This window comes from Amycolatopsis sp. SB7-3, assembly GCF_041021335.1.
Lineage (GTDB): Bacteria > Actinomycetota > Actinomycetes > Mycobacteriales > Pseudonocardiaceae > Amycolatopsis > Amycolatopsis japonica.
Map to the genome: position 1 here is coordinate 1,675,791 of NZ_JBFPJQ010000001.1, position 19,043 is coordinate 1,694,833.

Genomic DNA, 19,043 nt, shown 5'->3' on the forward strand with positions numbered 1-19,043 from the left:
CTACCCCGCATAGTTCCCGAGGAGAAATCGTTGACCGCCGAGGCACTGCCCGCCGAGCTGCGGCGTGCGATCGTTCAGGTCGCGCGCACCCCGCGGCTGCTGGTCGCCTGCGACTACGACGGCACGCTGGCTCCGATCACGGCCAACCCGGACGAAGCCCGTCCCCTGCCCGAATCGGTAGGTGCGCTCAGGTCGCTGGCCGGCCTGCACGAGACGACCACCGCGGTCATCTCCGGCCGCGCGTTGCGTGATCTCGCCACTCTTTCCCGCCTTCCGGCCGAGGTGAACCTGGTCGGCAGCCACGGATCCGAGTTCGACATCGGCTTCATCCACGCGCTCGACGACAAGGCCCGCGAACTCCACAGACGGCTCGAGGCCGAGCTGGAGAACCTGGTGCTCGACGTGCCGGGCGTCTCGCTCGAGGTCAAACCCGCGAGCATCGCGGTGCACGTCCGCCGCGCCGAGCACGAGGCGGGCCGCCGGGTCCTTCGTGATGTCCACAATGGACCTTCGAAGTGGGAGGGCGTGTCCACGACCGACGGCAAGGAGGTCGTCGAGCTCGCGGTCGTCCAGACGGACAAGGGCCGCGCGCTGGACACCCTGCGCCACCAGGTCGGCGCGACGGCGGCGGTCTTCCTCGGCGACGACGTCACCGACGAGAAGGCGTTCGCCCGGATCTCCGGCCCGGACCTCGGCGTGAAGGTCGGCGACGGCGAAAGCCTGGCCCAGTACCGGGTTCCGGACACGGTCGACGTCGCGATGGCGCTCGCCTTCCTGCTCGAAGAGCGGCGCAACTGGCTCTACGGCGAGCAGGCCCCGCCGATCGAGCGGCTTTCCCTGCTGGCCAACGAACGTTCGGTCGCGCTGGTCACGCCGGACGCCCGGCTGACCTGGCTGTGCCACCCCGGCCCCGACGCGCCCGCGATCTTCGCGGACCTGCTCGGCGGTGCCGGCGCTGGTCACTTCTCGATCAAACCGCACCGCAACGGCCTGCCGCTCGGGCAGCGTTACCTGCCGAACACGATGACCGTCGAGACCCGCTGGTCGCGGCTGCTCGTCACCGACTACCTGGAGCCGGAGAGCCCCGCACACCGCACGGATCTCGTCCGGGTGATCTCGGGTGAGACGGCGGCGGAGATCGTGTTCGCGCCGCGGCCCGAATTCGGCGGTGTGCCGGTGAAGCTGGTCGCCGAGGGCGACGGGATCCTGGTGCAGGGCACTTCGGAACCGTTCGCGCTGCGCTCGCCCGGCGTGGAGTGGGAGATCACCTCCGACGGCATGAACGACACCGCGACCGCGCTGGTCACCCCCTCGCCGGAGAACCCGGTGGTGCTCGAACTCCGTTGCGGCACTTCGGATCTCAGCGAGCACGAACTGTCCGAAGTGGAGCGACGGACGCGCGCGGGCGACTACTGGAGCACGTGGGCGCGGACGCTCAAACTGCCCAGCGTCCAGACCGACCTCGTCGGCCGCTCGGCGCTCACCCTGCGCGGGCTGGTGAACACCGACACCGGCGGCGTGCTCGCGGCGGCGACGTCCTCGCTGCCGGAGGAGATCGGCGGCGTCCGCAACTGGGACTACCGCTACTGCTGGATCCGCGACGCGGCCATGACCGTGCGCGAACTGGTTCACCTCGGCTCGACCGAAGAGGCCGAAGGCTACCTCCGGTGGCTGCACGGCGTTCTGTCCACTTTGGCCGGTCCGGAACGGCTGCACCCGCTGTACACCTTGGCGGGCAGCGTGATCGGCGCCGAAGCGGTCATCGAATCGCTGCCCGGATACGCCGGTTCGCGGCCGGTCCGCGTCGGCAACCTGGCGAACCACCAGGTGCAGCTGGACGTGTTCGGCCCGGTCGTCGAACTCGTGCAGACGCTGGCGGAGGCGCGCGGGGAACTGCGCGACGAGGACTGGCAGATGGTGCGCGCGATGGCCGAGGCCGTCACGCGGCGCTGGAACGAGCCGGACCACGGCATCTGGGAGGAGCGGCACGTGCCGCGCCACCGGGTGTACTCGCGGGTGATGTGCTGGGTGACCATCGACCGGGCGGTCAAACTCGGCGAGGTCTACGGCCGTGAGGTGCCGGGCGCGTGGCCTTCGCTGCGTGACGAGATCGCCGCGGACGTGCTGGAGAAGGGCTGGAACGAAGAGGTCCAGGCCTTCACCACCGCCTACGACGGAACGGACCTCGACGCCGCTTCGCTGTTCGTCGGGCTGACCGGGCTGATCGATCCGGCCGACCCGCGTTTCCAGTCCACGGTGACGGCGATCGAGGCGGAACTGCGCAGTGGGTCCACCGTGTACCGGTACCGCCGCGACGACGGCCTTCCCGGTGGCGAGGGCGGTTTCCACATCTGCGCGGCCTGGCTCATCGAGGCGTACCTGCTCACCGGGCGGCGCACCGAGGCCGAGGAACTGTTCACGCAGATCGTCGACGCGGCGGGCCCGACCGGCCTGCTGCCCGAGCAGTTCGACCCGATCGCGGAGCGCTCGCTGGGCAACCACCCGCAGGCGTACTCGCACATCGGGCTGATCCGGTGCGCGAACCTGCTTTCCCAGTAGATCGCTTCACGTGTCAGGAAAGGGTCGTTCAGGACGTTTTTCGTCCTGAACGACCCTTTCCTGACATCCGGCTGCCGCTCAACCCCCGGCGACCGACGGAATGATCTGGACTTCCTTCGCCTCCGCGAGCGAAGTCTTGGCCCCATCGAGACGACGGCATTCTTCACCGTCCACGTAGAAGTTCACATAGCGCCGCAGCGCCCCCGTCTCGTCGCGCAAACGTCGTTCCAGCGCGGGAAAACCGTCACCGAGCGAGTCCAGGACCGCGTCGAGCGTCGGCGCGTCGACGTCGAGCGCCCCCGCACCGCCCGCGAGCGGTCGCAGCATCGCGGGCAGCAGGACCCGGACCATCTAGACCACCTGGGCCCGGACGCACAGCACGTCCGGCAGATGCGCGGCCACCTGATGCCAGATGTCGCCCCCGTCGGGACTGGCCCACACTTCACCGGATCGGGTGCCGAAGTAGATCCCGTCCCGCGCATCGACGCACATGCCGTCCCGGAGCACGCCAGCGTAGAAACCCTTGTCCGGCAAGCCGTTTCCGAGTCCCGTCCAGGTCTCGCCCGCGTCCTCGCTGCGGTAGACGCGGCAGCGGCCCTCCGGCGGGAACCGGAGCACGTCGGCCACCAAGGGGAAGTTGTAGACGGTGTCCGGCTCGGTCGGATGGACCACCATGGCGAATCCGAAGTCGTTCGGCAGGCCGCCGGCGATGGACTTCCACGTCTTCGCGTCGTCGTCGCTGCGGTAGACACCGCCGTGGTTCTGCAGGAAGAACCGTTCGGGCCGCGCCGGATGCATGGCGACCTTGTGCACGCACTGCCCGAACTCGGGTTCCTCGTCGGGCAGGAATCCCGCGCTGATCCCGCGGTTCGACGCCGTCCAGCTCTTGCCGCCGTCCTCGGTCCGGTAGACGCCGCCCGTCGACATGGCGACGGTGATCCGATGGGAATCGCTGGGATGCGGCAGGATCGTGTGGATCATCTGGCCGCCGCCACCGGGTGTCCAGTGTGGACGGTGCTCGTGATCCCACAGCCCGCGCACGAGTTCGAAGGTCTCGCCGCCCTCCTCGGACCGGAACAGAGCGGACGGCTCGACACCGGCGTAGACGACGTCACCGGCGAGCACGATCTGCCAGATGCCTTCGAGCGCGGTCTCCGTGTCGGCGGGGAAGGCGACCGGGGCGTGATCGGGTTCGGACCAGCTCTCGCCGAAATCCTCGGACGTCGCGATCGTCGGTCCGAAGTGTTCGTTGACCGCGGCCGCGTAGACCTTGCCGGGGGTCAGCGCGACCGCGCGCACGGCCTCCATCGGGAACTTCGGCTCGGAGAGTGCCCAGTTCTCGCGATCCCCGCTCCGGGCGAGGAACAAGCCCTTCCTGGTACCGATCCCCAGCTGGAACTCCACGACGCCGTCCTCCTCGCTCCGGTTATGTGACCCAGGTCACCGTACTACCGCGAGCGGGGAAATGGAGGCGTCGCGCCGGCTGCTGTCCAAGGGGTCGTGGCCTTCGCCTTCTCGGGAGAACGAGGGTCACAGACGAGCAGCCGGCGCGACGGGCTTTCGGGGGCGGTCAGGTACCGCTGATCAGGCGCAGGGCGAGATCGGGGCTGAACTGACCGGCTTCGACGTTCGGCGCGATCCCGCATTTGCCGTCGGAGTCGCCGGGCACCTTGACCCAGAGCAGCATCTCGGCGCCGCCACCGGTCTGCGAGGTCGCCCCGAGCTTGCGCCCGGCCGGGTTGCACCACTCGGAGCCCAGCGGGCCGTTGCCGTTGCGGCTCGTGTCGATCACGAACGGCTTGGTGTAGCCGTACTTGCTCGACAGCGCGGCACTGACTGCCTTGCCGTAGTTCGCCGAGTCGGTGGTGGTCTTGTAGTTCGACACGTTGATCGCGAGACCGCGGATCGACTTCACCCCGACGGCGTTGAGCCGGTCGGCCATGGTCGCGGCCGGGATCCAGGTCGAGTTGCCGCCGTCCATGTACGCCCAGGTGTTCGGGGCCTTCGCGGCGAACTGCTCCGCGGCGTACTTGAGGAGGTCGAGGCGGGTCTGGCGCTCACCGGTGGGCAGGCAGTCGAGCTGCGCGAGCGCGTCCGGCTCGATGACGACGACCGCGGGCTTGCCGCCGATACCGTCGGCGAAGTTCGAGATCCAGGTCCGGTAGGCGTCAGGGCTGCCCGCGCCGCCGCCGGAGTGACCGCCGCAGTCACGGCCGGGGATGTTGTACGCGACCAGGATCGGCAGCTTGTCCGCGACGTCGGCGGCGTAGGTGTAGCCGTCGACCGCGGTCTTGATGTTCCCGCTCCAGTTGCCGAACCAGCGCGCGCCCGCCTTGGTGGAGATGGCGGCCTTGATCTTGTCGGCGGTGCTGCCCGGGTGGTCCTTGACCCAGACCGCGGGGTTGGAGTTCGGGTCGACATAGAAGCCGTTGGTCTTCTCGAGCGGGTTGCCGTCGGCGGCCAAGGCCGGCGAGGCGACCAGGGCCAGCAACGAGGCGGCCAGCAGACCGAGCGTCTTGATGCGCATGTCCCCCAGCTTCGGGCTCTTCCGTACAAGATTCGTACAACCCACGCGTTTCGTCCTCTGAATGCGATCCTTGCGCACGCAAGTAACGCATTCAGAGGACGAAATGCGGGAGGGCGCGGGTCAGGCCGAGTAGCCCTTCGGCGGGATCAGGGTCGCGAGCTGGTTGAAGGTGAGCCAGTAGATCTGGTTGCCGCCGAAGTTGGCCGGGTCGGCGATCTTCACCGTCATGTTGTCGCTGTTGTAGCCGATGATCGTGAAGTAGTGGTAGATCGTGTAGTTCGGGTAGCCCGGCGGGTGGTTGTTCGCCGGGGCGACGATGTTCGCGACGATCGCGTAGCCCTTGTCGACGTCCAGCACGATGTCGCGCCACAGCAGGTCGCGCTGCGCCTGGGTCGGCGGGTCGTTCGGCATCTCCTTGGTCTCGTACCAGCCGCCGGCGACGTGGTTGTTGAGGACGCGGGTGACCTGCCCGATCCAGTCGGTGCCGTTGGTGGTGGTCGGCAGTTCGTTCGCGAGCTGCTGCTGGCTCGGCGGATTGCCGTTCTTGGCCGAAATGGCGATACGGGTGGCGGCCGGGCCGCACCAGTACCCGGTCTCCTGGATCTGGTACTGGATGTTGAGTTCGGCGGCCGCCCTGACCCCTTCGACCTTGGCCGGCGGCGCCATCGACTCCACATCGACGACTGTCTTACCTTGAGCGACGGCCACCGCCGGAGCGGTGATCAAGGCGGACGCCGCGAGCGCGGCGACGACCACGGTCCTGAGTCGACGCATGGTAATCCTTCCCCAGTTTCACTTTTGAATGGTGAATAGTGAACATGATCGCCGGTCCTGGGGCTTTTGTCTGCGGCTTCACCTGCGCTTTCCCCGGTCGGCCCACGACGAAAGTAGGATCGGATGAACGCTTCGAGCGCCATCGGGCAATAGCGATCGTGCAGGTGATGAAAGACGATCACGAGCAGGCCGGCTCGCGCGGACCGGACAGACCCGATCTCGGTGGCCCCGATCCCGCACCCGTCTTCGGCATGCTCTTCGACGCTCACGCGGCCCCGCTGCAGCGTTATCTCGCGCGCCGCGTCGGCACGGAGACCGCGCACGACCTCGTCGCCGAGACGTTCCTCGTGGCGCTCCGGCGGCGCGAGACGTACCGCCCGGAGGCCGGGACGGCGCGGGCGTGGCTCTACGGCATCGCGACGAACCTGCTGCGGCATCATGTCCGCACCGAGACGAGGGCTCTCAACGCGACGGCCCGGCTCGCGGCCGCCGGACAGGCGGTCTCGGCCGGGCATGACGGCCGTGTCGCCGAGCGGGTCGACGCGCAGTCCCGCGCGGCCCAGCTGGCGGGCGCACTGGCCGAACTGAGCGTCGCGGACCGCGACACCCTGCTGCTGGTGTCGTGGGCGGGCCTGGATCCCGGCGAGGTCGCCGAGGCGTTGGGGATTCCTGCCGGGACGGTGAGATCACGGCTGCACCGCATCAGGAGATGGCTGCGCGCCAACGCACCGGAGTCCACAAAGGACGGATCGAGCAGGAACGAGGAGGGCGAAAGTGCACGGCGATAGCGTCAGGAAGGTGTGGTCGGAGGCCGAACTCGACGAGGCGCTGGCCTGCCTCCACGCCGAACCGGAAACCCGGCGGGACGAACTGTCCCGCGCCAAGGCGGCACTTCTGCGCGCCGCCGGCGAGGTCGAGGACGAACTGCTCCCGAGGCTCGCGCCCCCGCCGAGGAAACGGCCCGGCGCTTGGCGATGGATCGCCGCCGCCGCGGCCGCGGCCCTGGTGTCGGGCGGAGGGATCGTGGCGACGAACGCCTTCACCGACGGCGACGGCCCGGCCCCCGCGGACCATTCGGTCGTCGGCCCCAACGAAGAAGCGCTCGAATCCCTCCACGGCGACGACTTCCCGCTTCGCGACGATCAGTACCGGCTCGTCACGGAGTCCACCTGGACCACTCGTGTCACCAAGTCCGGGCTGGTCTACCAGACCCACGAGATCCTCGAACGCTGGCTGCCGGTCCCGGGCTGGAAGTCGTTCAAGACCCGGTTCACCGGCACCGGCGAGATCCGCTGGGTCAAGGGCGACTACCAGACGGCGATGAGGAACGGCGAGGCACTGCCGGGCCCGTCGTCCTCGGTCAGCGTGAACGAGGTGCCGCCGCCCACCACCACCACGACGTCGCCGGCACCTCCGATCCTCCCGCCCCAGGACCGGCTCCCTTCGGAGAGCGGCTGGACGCAACCCTCCCCGGATTTCCTCGCGGAACTGCCCATCGACCCCGGGAAGATGGCCGAGCGGCTCCGCCACGACGGCATCTGGCCGGACGGCCGCCCCGCGGAACAGCCGAACTCGCCGCCCGAGATGTTCGAGATGGCGTTCAACGTGCTGCGCTCGTCCCAGGGCTTCGGCGCGCAACGGGTGGCTCTGTGCAAAGCGCTCGCGAGAATGCCCGGCATCGTCCTGGAGACCGTGACCACTCCTGACGGTCGCTCCGCGTTGTCGTTCTCGGTCACGATGCCGGACCGGACACGCACGTTCATCGTCGACCGGGCGACGGCGGCCGTCGTCGGGAGCCGCGCCGTCCGGGCGAACGACAAACGGGAGGGCTGGCCGGGGCTGACCCTGTTCGACACGACGATCTCGGTGGTGATCACCGACGACGACGGCCCCTAACGAGCGTGCTTCGCGGCGTTGAGCGCGCTTCCGACGTCGGCCACCTCCAGCACCCGGATACCCGGCGGGATCTTGCCGGAATCCGGCGGCACCAGCGCGTACGTGAAGCCGAGCCGGGCTGCCTCCGCGAGCCGCCGCCCGACGCTCGGCACCCGCCGGACCTCACCCGAGAGCCCGACCTCGCCCATCGCGACGAGTTTGGGCGAGAGCGGCGTGTCCCTCGCCGACGACATCAGCGCCAGCACGACCGCGAGATCGATGCCAGGCTCGGTGATCTTCATGCCGCCGACCGTCGCGACGTAGACGTCCTTGTCGCCGACCTTGATACCCGCCCGTTTCTCCACCACGGCCAGCACCATCGCGACACGGGCCGAATCGAGACCGCTCACCGCGCGCCGGGGCTGCGGTGACTGGGTCGCCGACACCAGCGCCTGCACCTCGCCCAGCAGCGGCCGCTTTCCCTCCATGGTCACCGTGACCGCGGTGCCCGCGACCGGCTCCGCGGTGTGGCTGAGGAACAGCCCCGACGGGTCGGGCACGCCGACGATGCCCTCCTCGACCAGTTCGAAGCAGCCGATCTCGTCGGCGGCGCCGAAGCGGTTCTTGATACCGCGCAGCATCCGCAGCGTCGAATGCTTGTCGCCCTCGAACTGCAGGACGACGTCCACCAGGTGCTCCAGCACCCGCGGCCCGGCGACCGAGCCGTCCTTCGTCACGTGGCCGACCAGCACGATCGGCAGCCCGCGTTCCTTGGCCAGCGCGACCAGCCCGGAGGTGACCGCGCGGACCTGGGTGACCCCGCCCGGCGCGCCCTCCACCTGCGGGGAGGCCATGGTCTGGATCGAGTCGACGATCAGCACACCCGGCTTGACCGCGTCGACGTGGCCGAGGATCGCGGAGAGATCGCTCTCGGCCGCGAGGAACATCTCGTCGTGGACGTTGCCGGTGCGCTCGGCGCGCAGCCGCACCTGCCCCGCCGACTCCTCACCCGTGACGTAGAGGGCGCGGCCCGCGGTGGCCGCCCACTGGTAGGCGACCTCCAGCAGGAGGGTCGACTTGCCGACACCGGGCTCCCCGGCGAGCAGGATGACCGCGCCCGGCACGAACCCGCCGCCGAGCACCCGGTCCAGCTCGGAGACGCCGGTGGGCTTCGCGCGCGCCGTCTCGACGTCGACCTCGCCGATCGGACGCGCCGGGGCACTGGGCGCGCCCGCCGCGACCCTGGCTATCGCGGGGCGGGCGTCGCCGCGTTCCTCGAGCGTTCCCCACGCCTGACATTCGGGGCAGCGCCCGACCCATTTCGGCGCCTCGTACCCACACTCACCGCAGCGGTAGGTGCTGCCTTTCTTGACCACTCCGCGAGGCTAGCGGCCACCACCGACAAACCCGGGGAGCGACAAGTACATGAAGGCCCCCTTCCTGTACCCAAGCGCAAGGAAGGGGGCCTTCATGTACTTACGAGGGAGCTAGTGCCCGCCGCCTTCGGCCTTGGGCTTCTCCGGCGCGGGCGCCCGGCTGCCCGGGTGCGACGGCGCCGCGACCGGCAGGTCGACGGTGATCGAGCCGGAGTTCTTGAAGACGAAGGTGACCTTGATGGTCTGGCCCGCCCACACCGGCTGCTTCAGCCCCTGCAGGACGATCGTGGCCTTGCCCACCTGGTCCGGCGCGTTGGTCTGCTCCGGGCCCGCGGACGGCGTGACCGTCCCGGCGACGCTCGACGACGGGGCGCCGGAAGACGAGGGCGCCCCCGAGGAGGACGGTGCGCCCGAGGACGAAGCCGGCGCGGAGGACGCCGGGGCGCTCGTCGGCGCCACCTCCTTGGTCGACTCGACCGCGTCGGACGGGCCGATCACGAGCGCGTGGCTCGCCACGACGACCTTGGCGCCGGTGATCTTGGCGTCACCGGTGGCGGCTTCGGAGGAGACCGAGACGAGCTCGTCGTCCAGCTTGCCCTGGTTCACGATGGTCAGCGTCAGCGGCGCGGCGGCACCGGCCGGGTACGCCTGCCCCTCGGTCGGGAACTGGAGCGCGGCGTTCCGCAGCACCAGGTCCTTCGCCTGCGCGTACGTCCCGTTGACCGCGGGCTGCTGCGAGTCGGTCTGGGTGATCTGACCAGCACCGCAGCCGGCGAGCACGAGCGCGGCGCCGAGCGCCAGCACACCTGCGCCGAACACGCGACGATTCTGCAGCCTCACGTCGGAGTCCTTCCATCTCACGGCCTCTTCACCGCGAAGACTAGCCGGGCGCCTTCACGGGCCAAGAACCCGGTGCGTGTTGGCACCCCACCAATGCGGTGACGTGCCCAAGATCAACCGTCCACAAAGGATTTGGAAATCGTTCGCTTCTCACCAGCGTGAGCATGGGCGAATTGGGTTTGTCAACCCCCGGGCGGACCACCGTCAGGCCGCTGACCTGCGACGACGATCGCGGGCCACTAGGTGGGCCTCGTCGGCACGTGCTAAGATGAATTCAGCGAAAGGGGCAGAGGACACATGGTTTTCAAGGTCGGAGAGACCGTCGTCTACCCGCACCACGGTGCCGCACTCATCGAAGCCATCGAGACCCGCGTGATCAAGGGCGAGGAGAAGAAGTACCTCGTCCTCAAAGTCGCGCAAGGGGATCTTACGGTTCGCGTGCCCGCAGACAACGCCGAGATCGTCGGCGTTCGTGATGTCGTCGGGCAAGAAGGACTGGACAAGGTTTTCGACGTTCTGCGTGCTCCGCACACCGAGGAGCCCACCAACTGGTCTCGTCGGTACAAGGCCAACCTCGAGAAGCTCGCCTCCGGCGATGTGAACAAGGTGGCCGAAGTGGTGCGCGACCTCTGGCGGCGAGAGAAGGACCGCGGACTTTCAGCCGGCGAGAAGCGCATGCTGGCGAAGGCGCGGCAAATTCTGGTCAGCGAGCTGGCGCTCGCGGAGGGCACCGACGAGGACAAGGCTGAAGTCCTCCTCGACGAAGTTCTGGAAACCGCGGCAGTCTGAACCGGCGGGTGTCCCACGCCAGGTGAGGCTGCGAGGGATACCTCTACGATCGCGCACATATGAGCACCGTCCATATGAGCACAATCGTGTTCGTCACTGTCGTTCGACACCATGCCTCCGACGCGGAGCTCGCTCTCGCGCCGGTCAATGGTGAAGCGCTACTCACGCACACTGTGCGGGGGCTGCTCGCTCTGCCGGATCTCGATCTGGTGGTCGTAGCGGCCCCCGAGCGGTGTGCTGATTTGTTTTCGGCCGCTTTGAGCGGCTTCGAGGAGCGTTGCCGGATAGTACCCGGCTCGTCGCTCAAGCATGCTTTCGACACCGTCGAAAAAGAGATCTCCGGGAATCCGGTCTTCCTCGTGCACGACGCGCTGCGCGCCTTCACTCCTCCGGACACTGTCCGTGCCGTCGTGGACGCGGTCCGTGCGGGATCTCCTTTCGTGATTCCCGTACTGCCGATGGCGGACACCGTGAAGGTGACTGATGCGGCGAAAGTGATTACAGGGACCGAAGACCGCGCGTTTCTGCGCACGGCGCAAACCCCGCTCGGCTTCACTCGTGAGACTTTTCTCTCGTATGCCGGCAAGCCGTCTCTCGACGGCGCGCAAACCATCGCCGGACACCCTGATGCGATGCGCGTCACCAACTCGTTCGAACTGAAACTGGCCGAAGCGATCGCTCGCGCTGGGAAAGAGGAAGTGTTGTGAGGATCGGGAACGGCGTCGACGTCCACCCCGTCGAGGCGGGCCGTGAATGCTGGATCGCCGGGCTCCTCTGGCCCGGCGTCGACGGTTGCGCCGGCCATTCCGACGGCGACGTCGCCGCGCACGCCCTGTGCGACGCGCTGCTGTCCGCGGCCGGGCTCGGCGATCTCGGCGCGGTGTTCGGCACCGGCGATCCGCGCTGGGCGGGCAAGCACGGCGTCGAATTCCTCGCGGAGGCGCGGCGTCTGGTCGAGGCGGGCGGTTGGACCGTCGGGAACGCGACCGTCCAGATCGTGGGCAACGCGCCGCGCGTCGGGAAACGCCGCGAAGAGGCGCAGAAGGTGCTGAGCGAGGCCGTCGGCGGGCCGGTGAGCGTGTCCGGGACGACGACCGACGGACTCGGCCTGACCGGACGCGGCGAGGGCATCGCGGCGTTCGCGACGGCATTGCTGCTGCCCTCGCAGGAATAGCCGCGGGCGGAAGCCGGTTCGGGCTGTCATGGCAGTCACACTTCCCGAACCGGTCCGTGCACTGGTGGACGGCAAGAACTTCGCGACCGTGGCCACGCTGGACGCCGACGGCGGCCCGCAGACCTCGGTCGTCTGGGTGGGCCTCGACGACGGCGATCTGGTCTTCAGCGCCACCGAAGACCGGCTGAAGGTGCGAAACCTGCGCCGCGATCCGCGCGCGAGCGTGTCGATCACCGACGCGGAGAACCCGTACCGGCACACGCAGCTGCGCGGCACGGTCACGATCACCCCGGATCCCGGGAAGACGTTGCCGAAGGCGCTCAGCCACAAGTACCTCGGCCAGGACCCGCCGCCGGAGGGCGACGAGGTCGAGCGGGTGATCGTCCGCCTGCGCGTCGAACGGATCGCCGGGAACGTCCGGTGATTAGGCTCTCGGGCATGGGTGTGACCTTCAACGACGCGACCAAGAAACTCCTCGACGGCAACAACTTCCCGGTGCTGGCGACCATCAACGCCGACGGCTCCGCGCAGACGTCCGTGCTGTGGGCGAAGCGGGACGGAGACACGGTGATCTTCGCGACCGTCCGCGGCCGTCTCAAGGAGCGGAACATGGCCAGGGACCCGCGGGTGTCCGTCTCGGTCTTCGACCAGGAGAACCCGTACGACTACGTCGAGATCCGCGGGACCGTGGAGATGACCGACGAGGGCGGGCGCGAGCTGATCAACGAGCTGTCGCACAAGTACCTCGGCAAGGACTACCCGGACGAGCCGGCGGAGGTCGTCCGCGTACTGGTCCGGATCACGCCCACCAAGATCACCGGCAACGCCGCCTGACACGCGCCATGAAAGGTCCTTTCCTTGCAAAATTTGCAAGGAAAGGACCTTTCATCTCACACGCGAGGGGCGGCAGGAACCCCACGATCGTGGCTAATGTGGACCTCGTGACCTTTCGCGCTGTGTTGTTCGACTTCTCCGGCACGGTCTTCCGGCTCGAACAGGACGAGACCTGGCTCGCCGACCTCACCGGCCACGATGGCGAGAGCCTGGACCTCGAAGCCCAGACCGAACTGATGCGCCGGATGACCGCGCCGGTCGGCCAGGTCGTCGATCTCGACGAAGAGCACCTGTACGCCTGGAACCACCGCGACCGCGACCCGGTGCTGCACCGGAAGGTGTACCTCGAGGTCCTCAAGCAGTCCGGGGTGCCGCACGCCGACCAGGCCCTCGCGCTCTACACCCGGCTGATCGATCCCACCCAGTGGACGCCGTACCCGGACACCGAGGCAGTCCTCAAGGGCGTCTCGGGCAAGGGCGTGAAACTCGGGGTGCTGAGCAACATCGCCTTCGACATCCGGCCCGCGTTCGGCCGACGGGGCTGGGACGCCTACGTCGACGAGTTCATCCTGTCGTTCGAGGTCGGAGCGGTGAAACCGGAGCCGGAGATCTTCCGCGCGGCCGTCGAGCGGCTCGGCGTCGACCCGGCGGAAACGCTCATGGTCGGCGACAGCGAGGAAGCGGACGGCGCCGCGCGCGACATCGGCTGCGCGTTCGCGCTGGTAGAGCCGCTGCCGACGACCGAGCGGCCGGACGCCCTGCTCAGCGCCCTGCGCACCCATAACGTGCTGTAATACGGTCACTGCGACACCGCTCACGCCGACCCCGTACCCTTTTAGGGTGGCACTACACCTCTATGACACGGCGACCCGAAGCGTGCGGGAGTTCCATCCCGCCCGTAGCGGAACGGCGTCCATGTACGTGTGTGGTGCCACCGTGCAGGGCATCCCGCATATCGGCCACGTCCGCGGCGCGCTGAACTACGACGTCCTGCGTCGCTGGCTCGTCCACAGTGGACTCGACGTGCTGATGGTCCGCAACGTCACCGACATCGACGACAAGATCCTCACCAAGGCCGCCGCGGCGGATCGTCCCTGGTGGGAATGGGCGGCGACGCACGAGCGCGCCTTCGAGTCGGCGTACGAGGCGCTGGGATGCTTGCCCCCTTCGATCGCCCCTCGGGCGACCGGGCACGTCACGCAGATGGTCGAGCTCATGCAGCGGCTGATCGACGGCGGGCACGCCTACGCCTCGGGTGGCGACGTGTACTTCTCGGTCAAGGCGTTCGACGGCTACGGCGAGCTCTCCGGCCAGAAGCTCGACGAGGTCCAGCAGGGCGAGAGCCTCGGCGAGGGCAAGCGCGACCCGCGCGACTTCACACTGTGGAAGAGCGCGAAGCCGGGCGAGCCGTCGTGGCCGACGCCGTGGGGTTCCGGACGCCCCGGCTGGCACCTCGAATGCTCGGCGATGGCGACGACGTACCTCGGCGCCGAGTTCGACATCCACGGCGGCGGCGTCGACCTGGTGTTCCCGCACCACGAGAACGAACGCGCCCAGTCGAACGCCGCGGGTGATCCGTTCGCGCGGTTCTGGCTGCACAACGCCTGGGTGACCATGTCCGGCGAGAAGATGTCGAAGTCGCTGGGCAACACGGTCTCGATCCCGGAGATGCTCAAGAACTACCGAGCGCCCGAACTGCGGTATTACCTGGTCCAGCCGCATTACCGGTCGACGATCGAATACTCGGACGGAGCACTCACGGAAGCCGCGCAGGGCTACCGGCGGATCGAGCAGTTCCTCCGCCGGACCGCGAGCAGCGCCGGCGCCGTGCCGCTCGGCGAGATCCAGGCCGGATTCGCCGCCGCCCTCGACGACGACCTGGCCACCCCGCAGGCGTTCGCCGTGCTGCACAACACGGTCCGGGACGGTAACGCGGCCCTCGACGCGGCCGACAATTCCAAGGCACTCGAAATCGCCGCCTCCGTGCGGGCGATGACCGACGTGCTCGGCCTCGACCCGCTCTCCGCGCGCTGGTCCGAGGCGGGCGGCAATGAGACGCCCACCCGGCAGGCACTGTCCGATCTCGTGGAAGGGCTGCTGACCGAACGGCAGCAGGCCCGCGCCGACAAGGACTTCGCCCGTGCGGACGCCGCGCGTGACCGCCTCCAGCAGGCGGGCATCGTGGTGGAGGACACGCCCAACGGTCCACAGTGGACCGTCAAGGACGTCTGACTCTTACTCGGTTTCTAGCTCAAGGATTCTCACTGATGGCAGGCAACTCCCGGCGCCAGGGCGCTATTCGCAAGCCCGGCACGAAGAAGGGTCAGGTCGTCGGCTCCGGCGGCCAGCGCCGGAAGGGCCTCGAAGGCAAGGGCCCGACCCCCAAGGCCGAGGACCGGCCCGGCCACAAGGCGTACCGGATGGCCAACGCGCGTGACCGCAAGGACCAGGCGCGGCAGAAGAAGGCCGACAAGCCGGAACTGATCGCCGGCCGCAACCCGGTGGTCGAGGCGCTGCGCGCCGACGTGCCCGCGACCGCGCTGTACGTGGCGATCAACATCGAGATCGACGACCGCGTCAACGAGGCCGTCCGGCTCGCCGGTGACAAGGGCATCTCGATCCTGGAGATCCCGCGCGAGGAACTGGACCGCAAGACCAACCGGGCCATGCACCAGGGCCTCGGCCTGCAGGTCCCGCCGTTCGTCTACGCCGACCCGCGCGACCTGATGGCCGTCGCGAAGGACTCAGGGCAGACCCCGCTGTTCGTCGCGCTCGACGGGGTCACCGACCCGCGCAACCTCGGCGCCGTGATCCGCTCGGCCGCCGCGTTCGGCGCGCAGGGTGTCCTCCTGCCGGAGCGGCGCAGCGCGGGCATGACCGCGGTCGCGTGGCGGACTTCCGCCGGCACCGCGGCCAAGCTGCCGATCGCCGTCGCGACCAACCTGACCCGCCAGCTGAAGGCGTGGAAGGACGAGGGCCTGATGGTCGTCGGCCTCGACGCGGACGGCTCGGTCGACATCGACGAACTGGACCTCGCGGCGGATCCGCTGGTCATCGTGCTCGGCTCCGAGGGCCGCGGCCTGTCCCGGCTGGTGCGCGAGACCTGCGACGCGACCGTCTCGATCCCGATGGCGGCCGGCGTCGAATCGCTCAACGCGTCGGTCGCGGCCGGGGTGCTGCTGGCCGAGGTGGCGCGCCGCCGACGGCTCGCGGGACGTGTCTGACCCCGCACTTCAGCACACGGTGCGGGGTGCGCAGGCTAAGGTCACCAGCGGATAACGCGTAACCGCCCTGGGGGACCCCGCACCGATGTCGTTCATTTCACCGCTGTTCCTGTGGTACTTCATGCCGGCGGTCCTGCTCGCCGTGCTGGTGTGCCCGCGCGGCTGGCGGAACGGCATCGTCGCGGTCGGCAGCCTGATCTTCTACGCCACCGGCGCCGGGCCGTACACGCTCGTGCTGCTCGGCTGCATGGTGGTGAACTTCCTCGCCGGGCCCGCGCTGGAGCCGAACGCGTGGGATCTGCAGAACAAACGGCGTAAACGGCTGCTGCTCGGCGTCATCGGCCTCAACGTCGGCATGCTGCTGATCTGGAAGTACGCGGGGTTCGCGACCCAGCAGATCGCGGCCGTGACGCACTGGTTCGGGGGCGGCTTCCCGGTGGCCGACCTGGTCATCCCGATCGGCATCTCGTTCTACACGTTCCACCACATCTCCTACGTGGTGGACATCTACCGCGGTGAACGCCGCGCGCTGCGCGACCCGGTGTCGTTCGCCGCGTACATCGCGATGTTCCCGCAGCTGGTGGCCGGGCCGATCGTGCGGTACCGCGAGATCGCCGACCAGCTGCCGCAGCGGCGGTCGCACCGCCTCGACGACATCGCCGCCGGTTTCCCGCGGTTCGCGCTGGGGCTGTGCAAGAAGACGATCATCGCGGACTCGCTCAGCCCGATGGTGGACGCCTGCTTCAACACGCCACCGGACCAGATGACCTTCGCGATCGCCTGGCTCGGCGCGATCGGGTACACGCTGCAGCTGTTCTTCGACTTCTCCGGGTACTCCGACATGGCGATCGGGCTCGGCCGCATGCTCGGCTTCCGGCTGCCGGAGAACTTCGCGAGACCGTACTCGTCGGTGACCATCACCGAATTCTGGCGACGCTGGCACATGTCGCTGTCCCGCTGGTTCCGCGACTACGTCTACATCCCGCTGGGCGGCAACCGCACCGGCGCCGGGCACACGTACCGGAACCTGTGCATCGTCTTCGTGCTGACCGGGTTCTGGCACGGCGCGCAGTGGACGTTCCTGATCTGGGGCATCTACCACGGCGCGCTGCTGATCGTGGAACGCGCTTTCGGCTACGACGTCACCCCGAAGTCCCAGGCCGCCCGCATCGGCCGCCGCGCGCTGACGCTGGTGCTCGTCGTCTTCGGCTGGGTGTTCTTCCGCGCGAAGGACCTGCCGCACGCGCTCGGCATGATCGGGCACATGGTGCTGCCGGACTTCACCGGGCTCACCGACGTCGTCGAGAGCGCCGTGACCAACCAGCGGCTGCTCATCCTGTTGTGCGCGCTGGCGATCGTGTTCCTGCCCGCGCATCCGGTGACCGGGCCGCTGCTGGAATCGTCGCGGAGCCGCCCGGCCACGGCGCTGCGGATCGGCGTGATGACCGTCGGCCTGGTGTACGCGGCCATCCTGATCGCGACCGGGACGTTCAGCCCGTTCCTCTACTACCAGTTCTGACGGAGCCGAAATGACCAACCTGGCAGCCCAGCCCGGAGTGATCCCGTACGTGGACAACCACGACGGTCCTCGCCGCCTGCTCACGGTCGACATGCGGCCCTTTCCCAGTATGAGGCTGACTTACGTACCGTTCGCGAGCATCGACGGCAGGCAGTACGTGGTCTCGTGGGGGTCGGTCATGTTCGAGATCCCCGCCGACCGGAACGTGCACGTCAGCGTCCACATGCAGACCAACTACGGGGCCGGGTCCAGTGCGACGCCGTTCGCCTCGATCGTCTTGGCGCCGCATCACGAGCCGGTCCGGCTGGCCACCCAGCTCACCAGCCAGGGCGGTTCGATCCTCCCGGTCGGCTAGCTCGGCCTCATGACCGACGGCTGGAAGCGGGATCGCATCGGTTCGGCGCTGCGCGGCGGGAATCCGACCGTGCTGCGGCGCCTGGACGCGGGTTTCGCGGTGATCGGCGATACGCAATTCCTCCCGGGCTATTGCGTCCTGCTCACCGATTCCCCCGGTGTCGGCAGGCTGAGCGATCTACCGCGGCCGCGGCGGCTGGAGTTTCTGTCGGATATGGAGATGCTCGGGGAAGCCGTCGAAAACGTCTGCGCGCGAAGGGATCCGGACTTCCGCCGGGTGAATCTGGAGATCCTCGGCAACACCGATCCGTTCCTGCACGCGCATGTCTGGCCGCGGTACGACTGGGAACCGGCCGACGTGGTCGGGCGGCCGGTCTGGCTGTATCCGGTGGAGAGATGGGCCGCTTCGCTCGGGCCTCAGCACGACTCGCTGCGTACCGACCTGGCCGACGAGCTCGACAGGCTGCGGGCCGCGTCGAGCACCAGCTGAGCGAACTCCTTGCCCCGCACCATCGGCAGGTAGTGCCCCGCCTTCGGGACGTTGACCAGCCTGCCGTCGGCGCACGCGTCGAGAAAGCGTCGTTCATGGCGCCTGAAGTGGTCGCGTGAGCCGTTGACGAGCCAGGTGGGCCCCGGATAGGCCGCCAGGTCCGCGAGCACGTCGAAACCCGCGAAGGCCTCGGCGACGTCCGGGATGACCTCGGTCGCGATGCCGCCGCTGATCACCGCTTCGGCGAGTTTCGGCGGCAGGGCGCTTCGGAACTGCCATCGGCCCAGCCGTTCACCCTGGTCCGGCAGCCGCATCAGCAAGCGGTGCGCCATGCGGAACGGGGTCTCCAGTGCCTTGCCCGGCAGGAAGGTCGAGCCCGCGACGACGAGACCCGCCACGCGCTCCGGGTACCTCGCCGCCGCCGCGATCGCGACGTAGCCACCGAGCGAGTGTCCGACCACCAGCGCGGGCTCGTCGATCGCTTCGGCGACCGCGTCCGCCGCCGCGGCCAAGGTGAACCGCTCACCTCGCCGGGTGCCGTGGCCGGGGAGATCGACCGCTTTCGCGGGATGTCCGAGCAATTGCAGTTGCTCGGACCAGGCGGCACCGCTGAGCCGGATGCCGTGGACGAAGACGACGGGGACCATGGGCTGCCTCCTGATTGCAACGCACCGTTGCGTTGCAAAGTACGCCCGATCGTCGCACAAC

General features: G+C 68.7%; 21 protein-coding genes. 14 read left to right on the plus strand and 7 right to left on the minus strand.

The genetic code is table 11. The features are described 5' to 3' along the window. Window positions 1–30: 30 nt before the first annotated feature. On the plus strand, window positions 31–2,559 hold the full coding sequence (gene otsB, locus AB8M46_RS08150) for a trehalose-phosphatase (RefSeq protein WP_037335403.1): 2,529 nt from the start codon (window positions 31–33) through the stop codon (window positions 2,557–2,559). A 78-nt stretch (window positions 2,560–2,637) separates the two neighbouring features. Here otsB and AB8M46_RS08155 read toward each other — a convergent pair whose 3' ends face one another. The 4 genes from AB8M46_RS08155 to AB8M46_RS08170 all read right to left on the minus strand — a co-directional run bounded on the left by AB8M46_RS08155 (window position 2,638) and on the right by AB8M46_RS08170 (window position 5,860). Continuing rightward, complete coding sequence (locus AB8M46_RS08155; protein WP_394359970.1) at window positions 2,638–2,910, minus strand: MoaD/ThiS family protein; 273 nt, start codon at window positions 2,908–2,910, stop codon at window positions 2,638–2,640. Then, complete coding sequence (locus tag AB8M46_RS08160; RefSeq protein ID WP_394359971.1) at window positions 2,911–3,963, minus strand: WD40/YVTN/BNR-like repeat-containing protein; 1,053 nt, start codon at window positions 3,961–3,963, stop codon at window positions 2,911–2,913. 166 nt (window positions 3,964–4,129) lie between these two features. Next, a complete protein-coding gene (locus tag AB8M46_RS08165) occupies window positions 4,130–5,086 on the minus strand; it encodes a glycoside hydrolase family 6 protein (RefSeq protein ID WP_394359972.1) in 957 nt (318 codons plus the stop codon). 120 nt (window positions 5,087–5,206) lie between these two features. After that, window positions 5,207–5,860, minus strand: coding sequence for a C39 family peptidase (locus tag AB8M46_RS08170; RefSeq protein ID WP_125733254.1), 654 nt, complete (start codon window positions 5,858–5,860; stop codon window positions 5,207–5,209). Between the two features lie 158 nt (window positions 5,861–6,018). Between AB8M46_RS08170 and AB8M46_RS08175 the strand changes: the two genes are divergently transcribed. Then, window positions 6,019–6,648 carry an RNA polymerase sigma factor gene (locus AB8M46_RS08175; RefSeq protein WP_037335389.1) on the plus strand — a complete coding sequence of 210 codons (630 nt, stop codon included), beginning with the start codon at window positions 6,019–6,021 and terminating at the stop codon, window positions 6,646–6,648. A 10-nt stretch (window positions 6,649–6,658) separates the two neighbouring features. Beyond that, complete coding sequence (locus tag AB8M46_RS08180) at window positions 6,659–7,756, plus strand: CU044_5270 family protein (RefSeq protein WP_394359973.1); 1,098 nt, start codon at window positions 6,659–6,661, stop codon at window positions 7,754–7,756. On the opposite strand, the gene radA is transcribed toward AB8M46_RS08180, so the two are convergent. Together radA and AB8M46_RS08190 are read right to left on the minus strand one after the other, a co-directional pair. Beyond that, window positions 7,753–9,111 (minus strand): DNA repair protein RadA, encoded by a 1,359-nt coding sequence (radA, locus tag AB8M46_RS08185; RefSeq protein WP_394359974.1) that lies wholly within the window; start codon window positions 9,109–9,111, stop codon window positions 7,753–7,755. The two genes, AB8M46_RS08180 and radA, sit on opposite strands and share 4 nt — an antisense overlap. Window positions 9,112–9,222: 111 nt before the next feature. Next, window positions 9,223–9,951: a hypothetical protein gene (locus tag AB8M46_RS08190; protein ID WP_350595516.1), complete on the minus strand. Its 729-nt coding sequence runs from the start codon at window positions 9,949–9,951 to the stop codon at window positions 9,223–9,225. Window positions 9,952–10,248: 297 nt separating this feature from the next. Between AB8M46_RS08190 and AB8M46_RS08195 the strand changes: the two genes are divergently transcribed. From AB8M46_RS08195 to AB8M46_RS08245, 11 genes are all read left to right on the plus strand, one after another. Beyond that, entirely contained in the window at window positions 10,249–10,740 is a 492-nt protein-coding gene (locus AB8M46_RS08195; RefSeq protein WP_005165253.1) for a CarD family transcriptional regulator, read from the plus strand. Between the two features lie 59 nt (window positions 10,741–10,799). Then, entirely contained in the window at window positions 10,800–11,447 is a 648-nt protein-coding gene (locus tag AB8M46_RS08200; protein WP_394359975.1) for a 2-C-methyl-D-erythritol 4-phosphate cytidylyltransferase, read from the plus strand. Continuing rightward, complete coding sequence (gene ispF / locus AB8M46_RS08205) at window positions 11,444–11,914, plus strand: 2-C-methyl-D-erythritol 2,4-cyclodiphosphate synthase (protein ID WP_034310203.1); 471 nt, start codon at window positions 11,444–11,446, stop codon at window positions 11,912–11,914. Before AB8M46_RS08200 ends, ispF begins: the two co-directional genes overlap by 4 nt. A gap of 28 nt (window positions 11,915–11,942) precedes the next feature. Beyond that, window positions 11,943–12,338, plus strand: coding sequence for a PPOX class F420-dependent oxidoreductase (locus AB8M46_RS08210; protein ID WP_394359976.1), 396 nt, complete (start codon window positions 11,943–11,945; stop codon window positions 12,336–12,338). Window positions 12,339–12,352: 14 nt separating this feature from the next. Continuing rightward, window positions 12,353–12,748 (plus strand): PPOX class F420-dependent oxidoreductase, encoded by a 396-nt coding sequence (locus tag AB8M46_RS08215; RefSeq protein WP_037335370.1) that lies wholly within the window; start codon window positions 12,353–12,355, stop codon window positions 12,746–12,748. Window positions 12,749–12,855: 107 nt separating this feature from the next. Then, window positions 12,856–13,542 (plus strand): HAD family hydrolase, encoded by a 687-nt coding sequence (locus tag AB8M46_RS08220; RefSeq protein WP_037336292.1) that lies wholly within the window; start codon window positions 12,856–12,858, stop codon window positions 13,540–13,542. Window positions 13,543–13,588: 46 nt separating this feature from the next. After that, the gene (gene cysS, locus AB8M46_RS08225) at window positions 13,589–14,980 is read left to right on the plus strand and encodes a cysteine--tRNA ligase (RefSeq protein WP_394359977.1); all 1,392 of its coding nucleotides are present in this window, start codon (window positions 13,589–13,591) and stop codon (window positions 14,978–14,980) included. Between the two features lie 35 nt (window positions 14,981–15,015). Further along, the gene (rlmB, locus tag AB8M46_RS08230) at window positions 15,016–15,972 is read left to right on the plus strand and encodes a 23S rRNA (guanosine(2251)-2'-O)-methyltransferase RlmB (RefSeq protein ID WP_037335364.1); all 957 of its coding nucleotides are present in this window, start codon (window positions 15,016–15,018) and stop codon (window positions 15,970–15,972) included. Window positions 15,973–16,057: 85 nt separating this feature from the next. Continuing rightward, window positions 16,058–17,491 carry an MBOAT family protein gene (locus AB8M46_RS08235; RefSeq protein ID WP_037335361.1) on the plus strand — a complete coding sequence of 478 codons (1,434 nt, stop codon included), beginning with the start codon at window positions 16,058–16,060 and terminating at the stop codon, window positions 17,489–17,491. A 10-nt stretch (window positions 17,492–17,501) separates the two neighbouring features. After that, window positions 17,502–17,846, plus strand: a complete 345-nt coding sequence (locus AB8M46_RS08240) for a hypothetical protein (protein WP_016337706.1) — start codon at window positions 17,502–17,504, stop codon at window positions 17,844–17,846. Between the two features lie 9 nt (window positions 17,847–17,855). Then, window positions 17,856–18,335: an HIT family protein gene (locus tag AB8M46_RS08245; RefSeq protein ID WP_394359978.1), complete on the plus strand. Its 480-nt coding sequence runs from the start codon at window positions 17,856–17,858 to the stop codon at window positions 18,333–18,335. On the opposite strand, the gene AB8M46_RS08250 is transcribed toward AB8M46_RS08245, so the two are convergent. Further along, window positions 18,263–18,982, minus strand: coding sequence for an alpha/beta fold hydrolase (locus tag AB8M46_RS08250; protein WP_394359979.1), 720 nt, complete (start codon window positions 18,980–18,982; stop codon window positions 18,263–18,265). The two genes, AB8M46_RS08245 and AB8M46_RS08250, sit on opposite strands and share 73 nt — an antisense overlap. Between the last annotated feature and the right edge of the window lie 61 nt (window positions 18,983–19,043).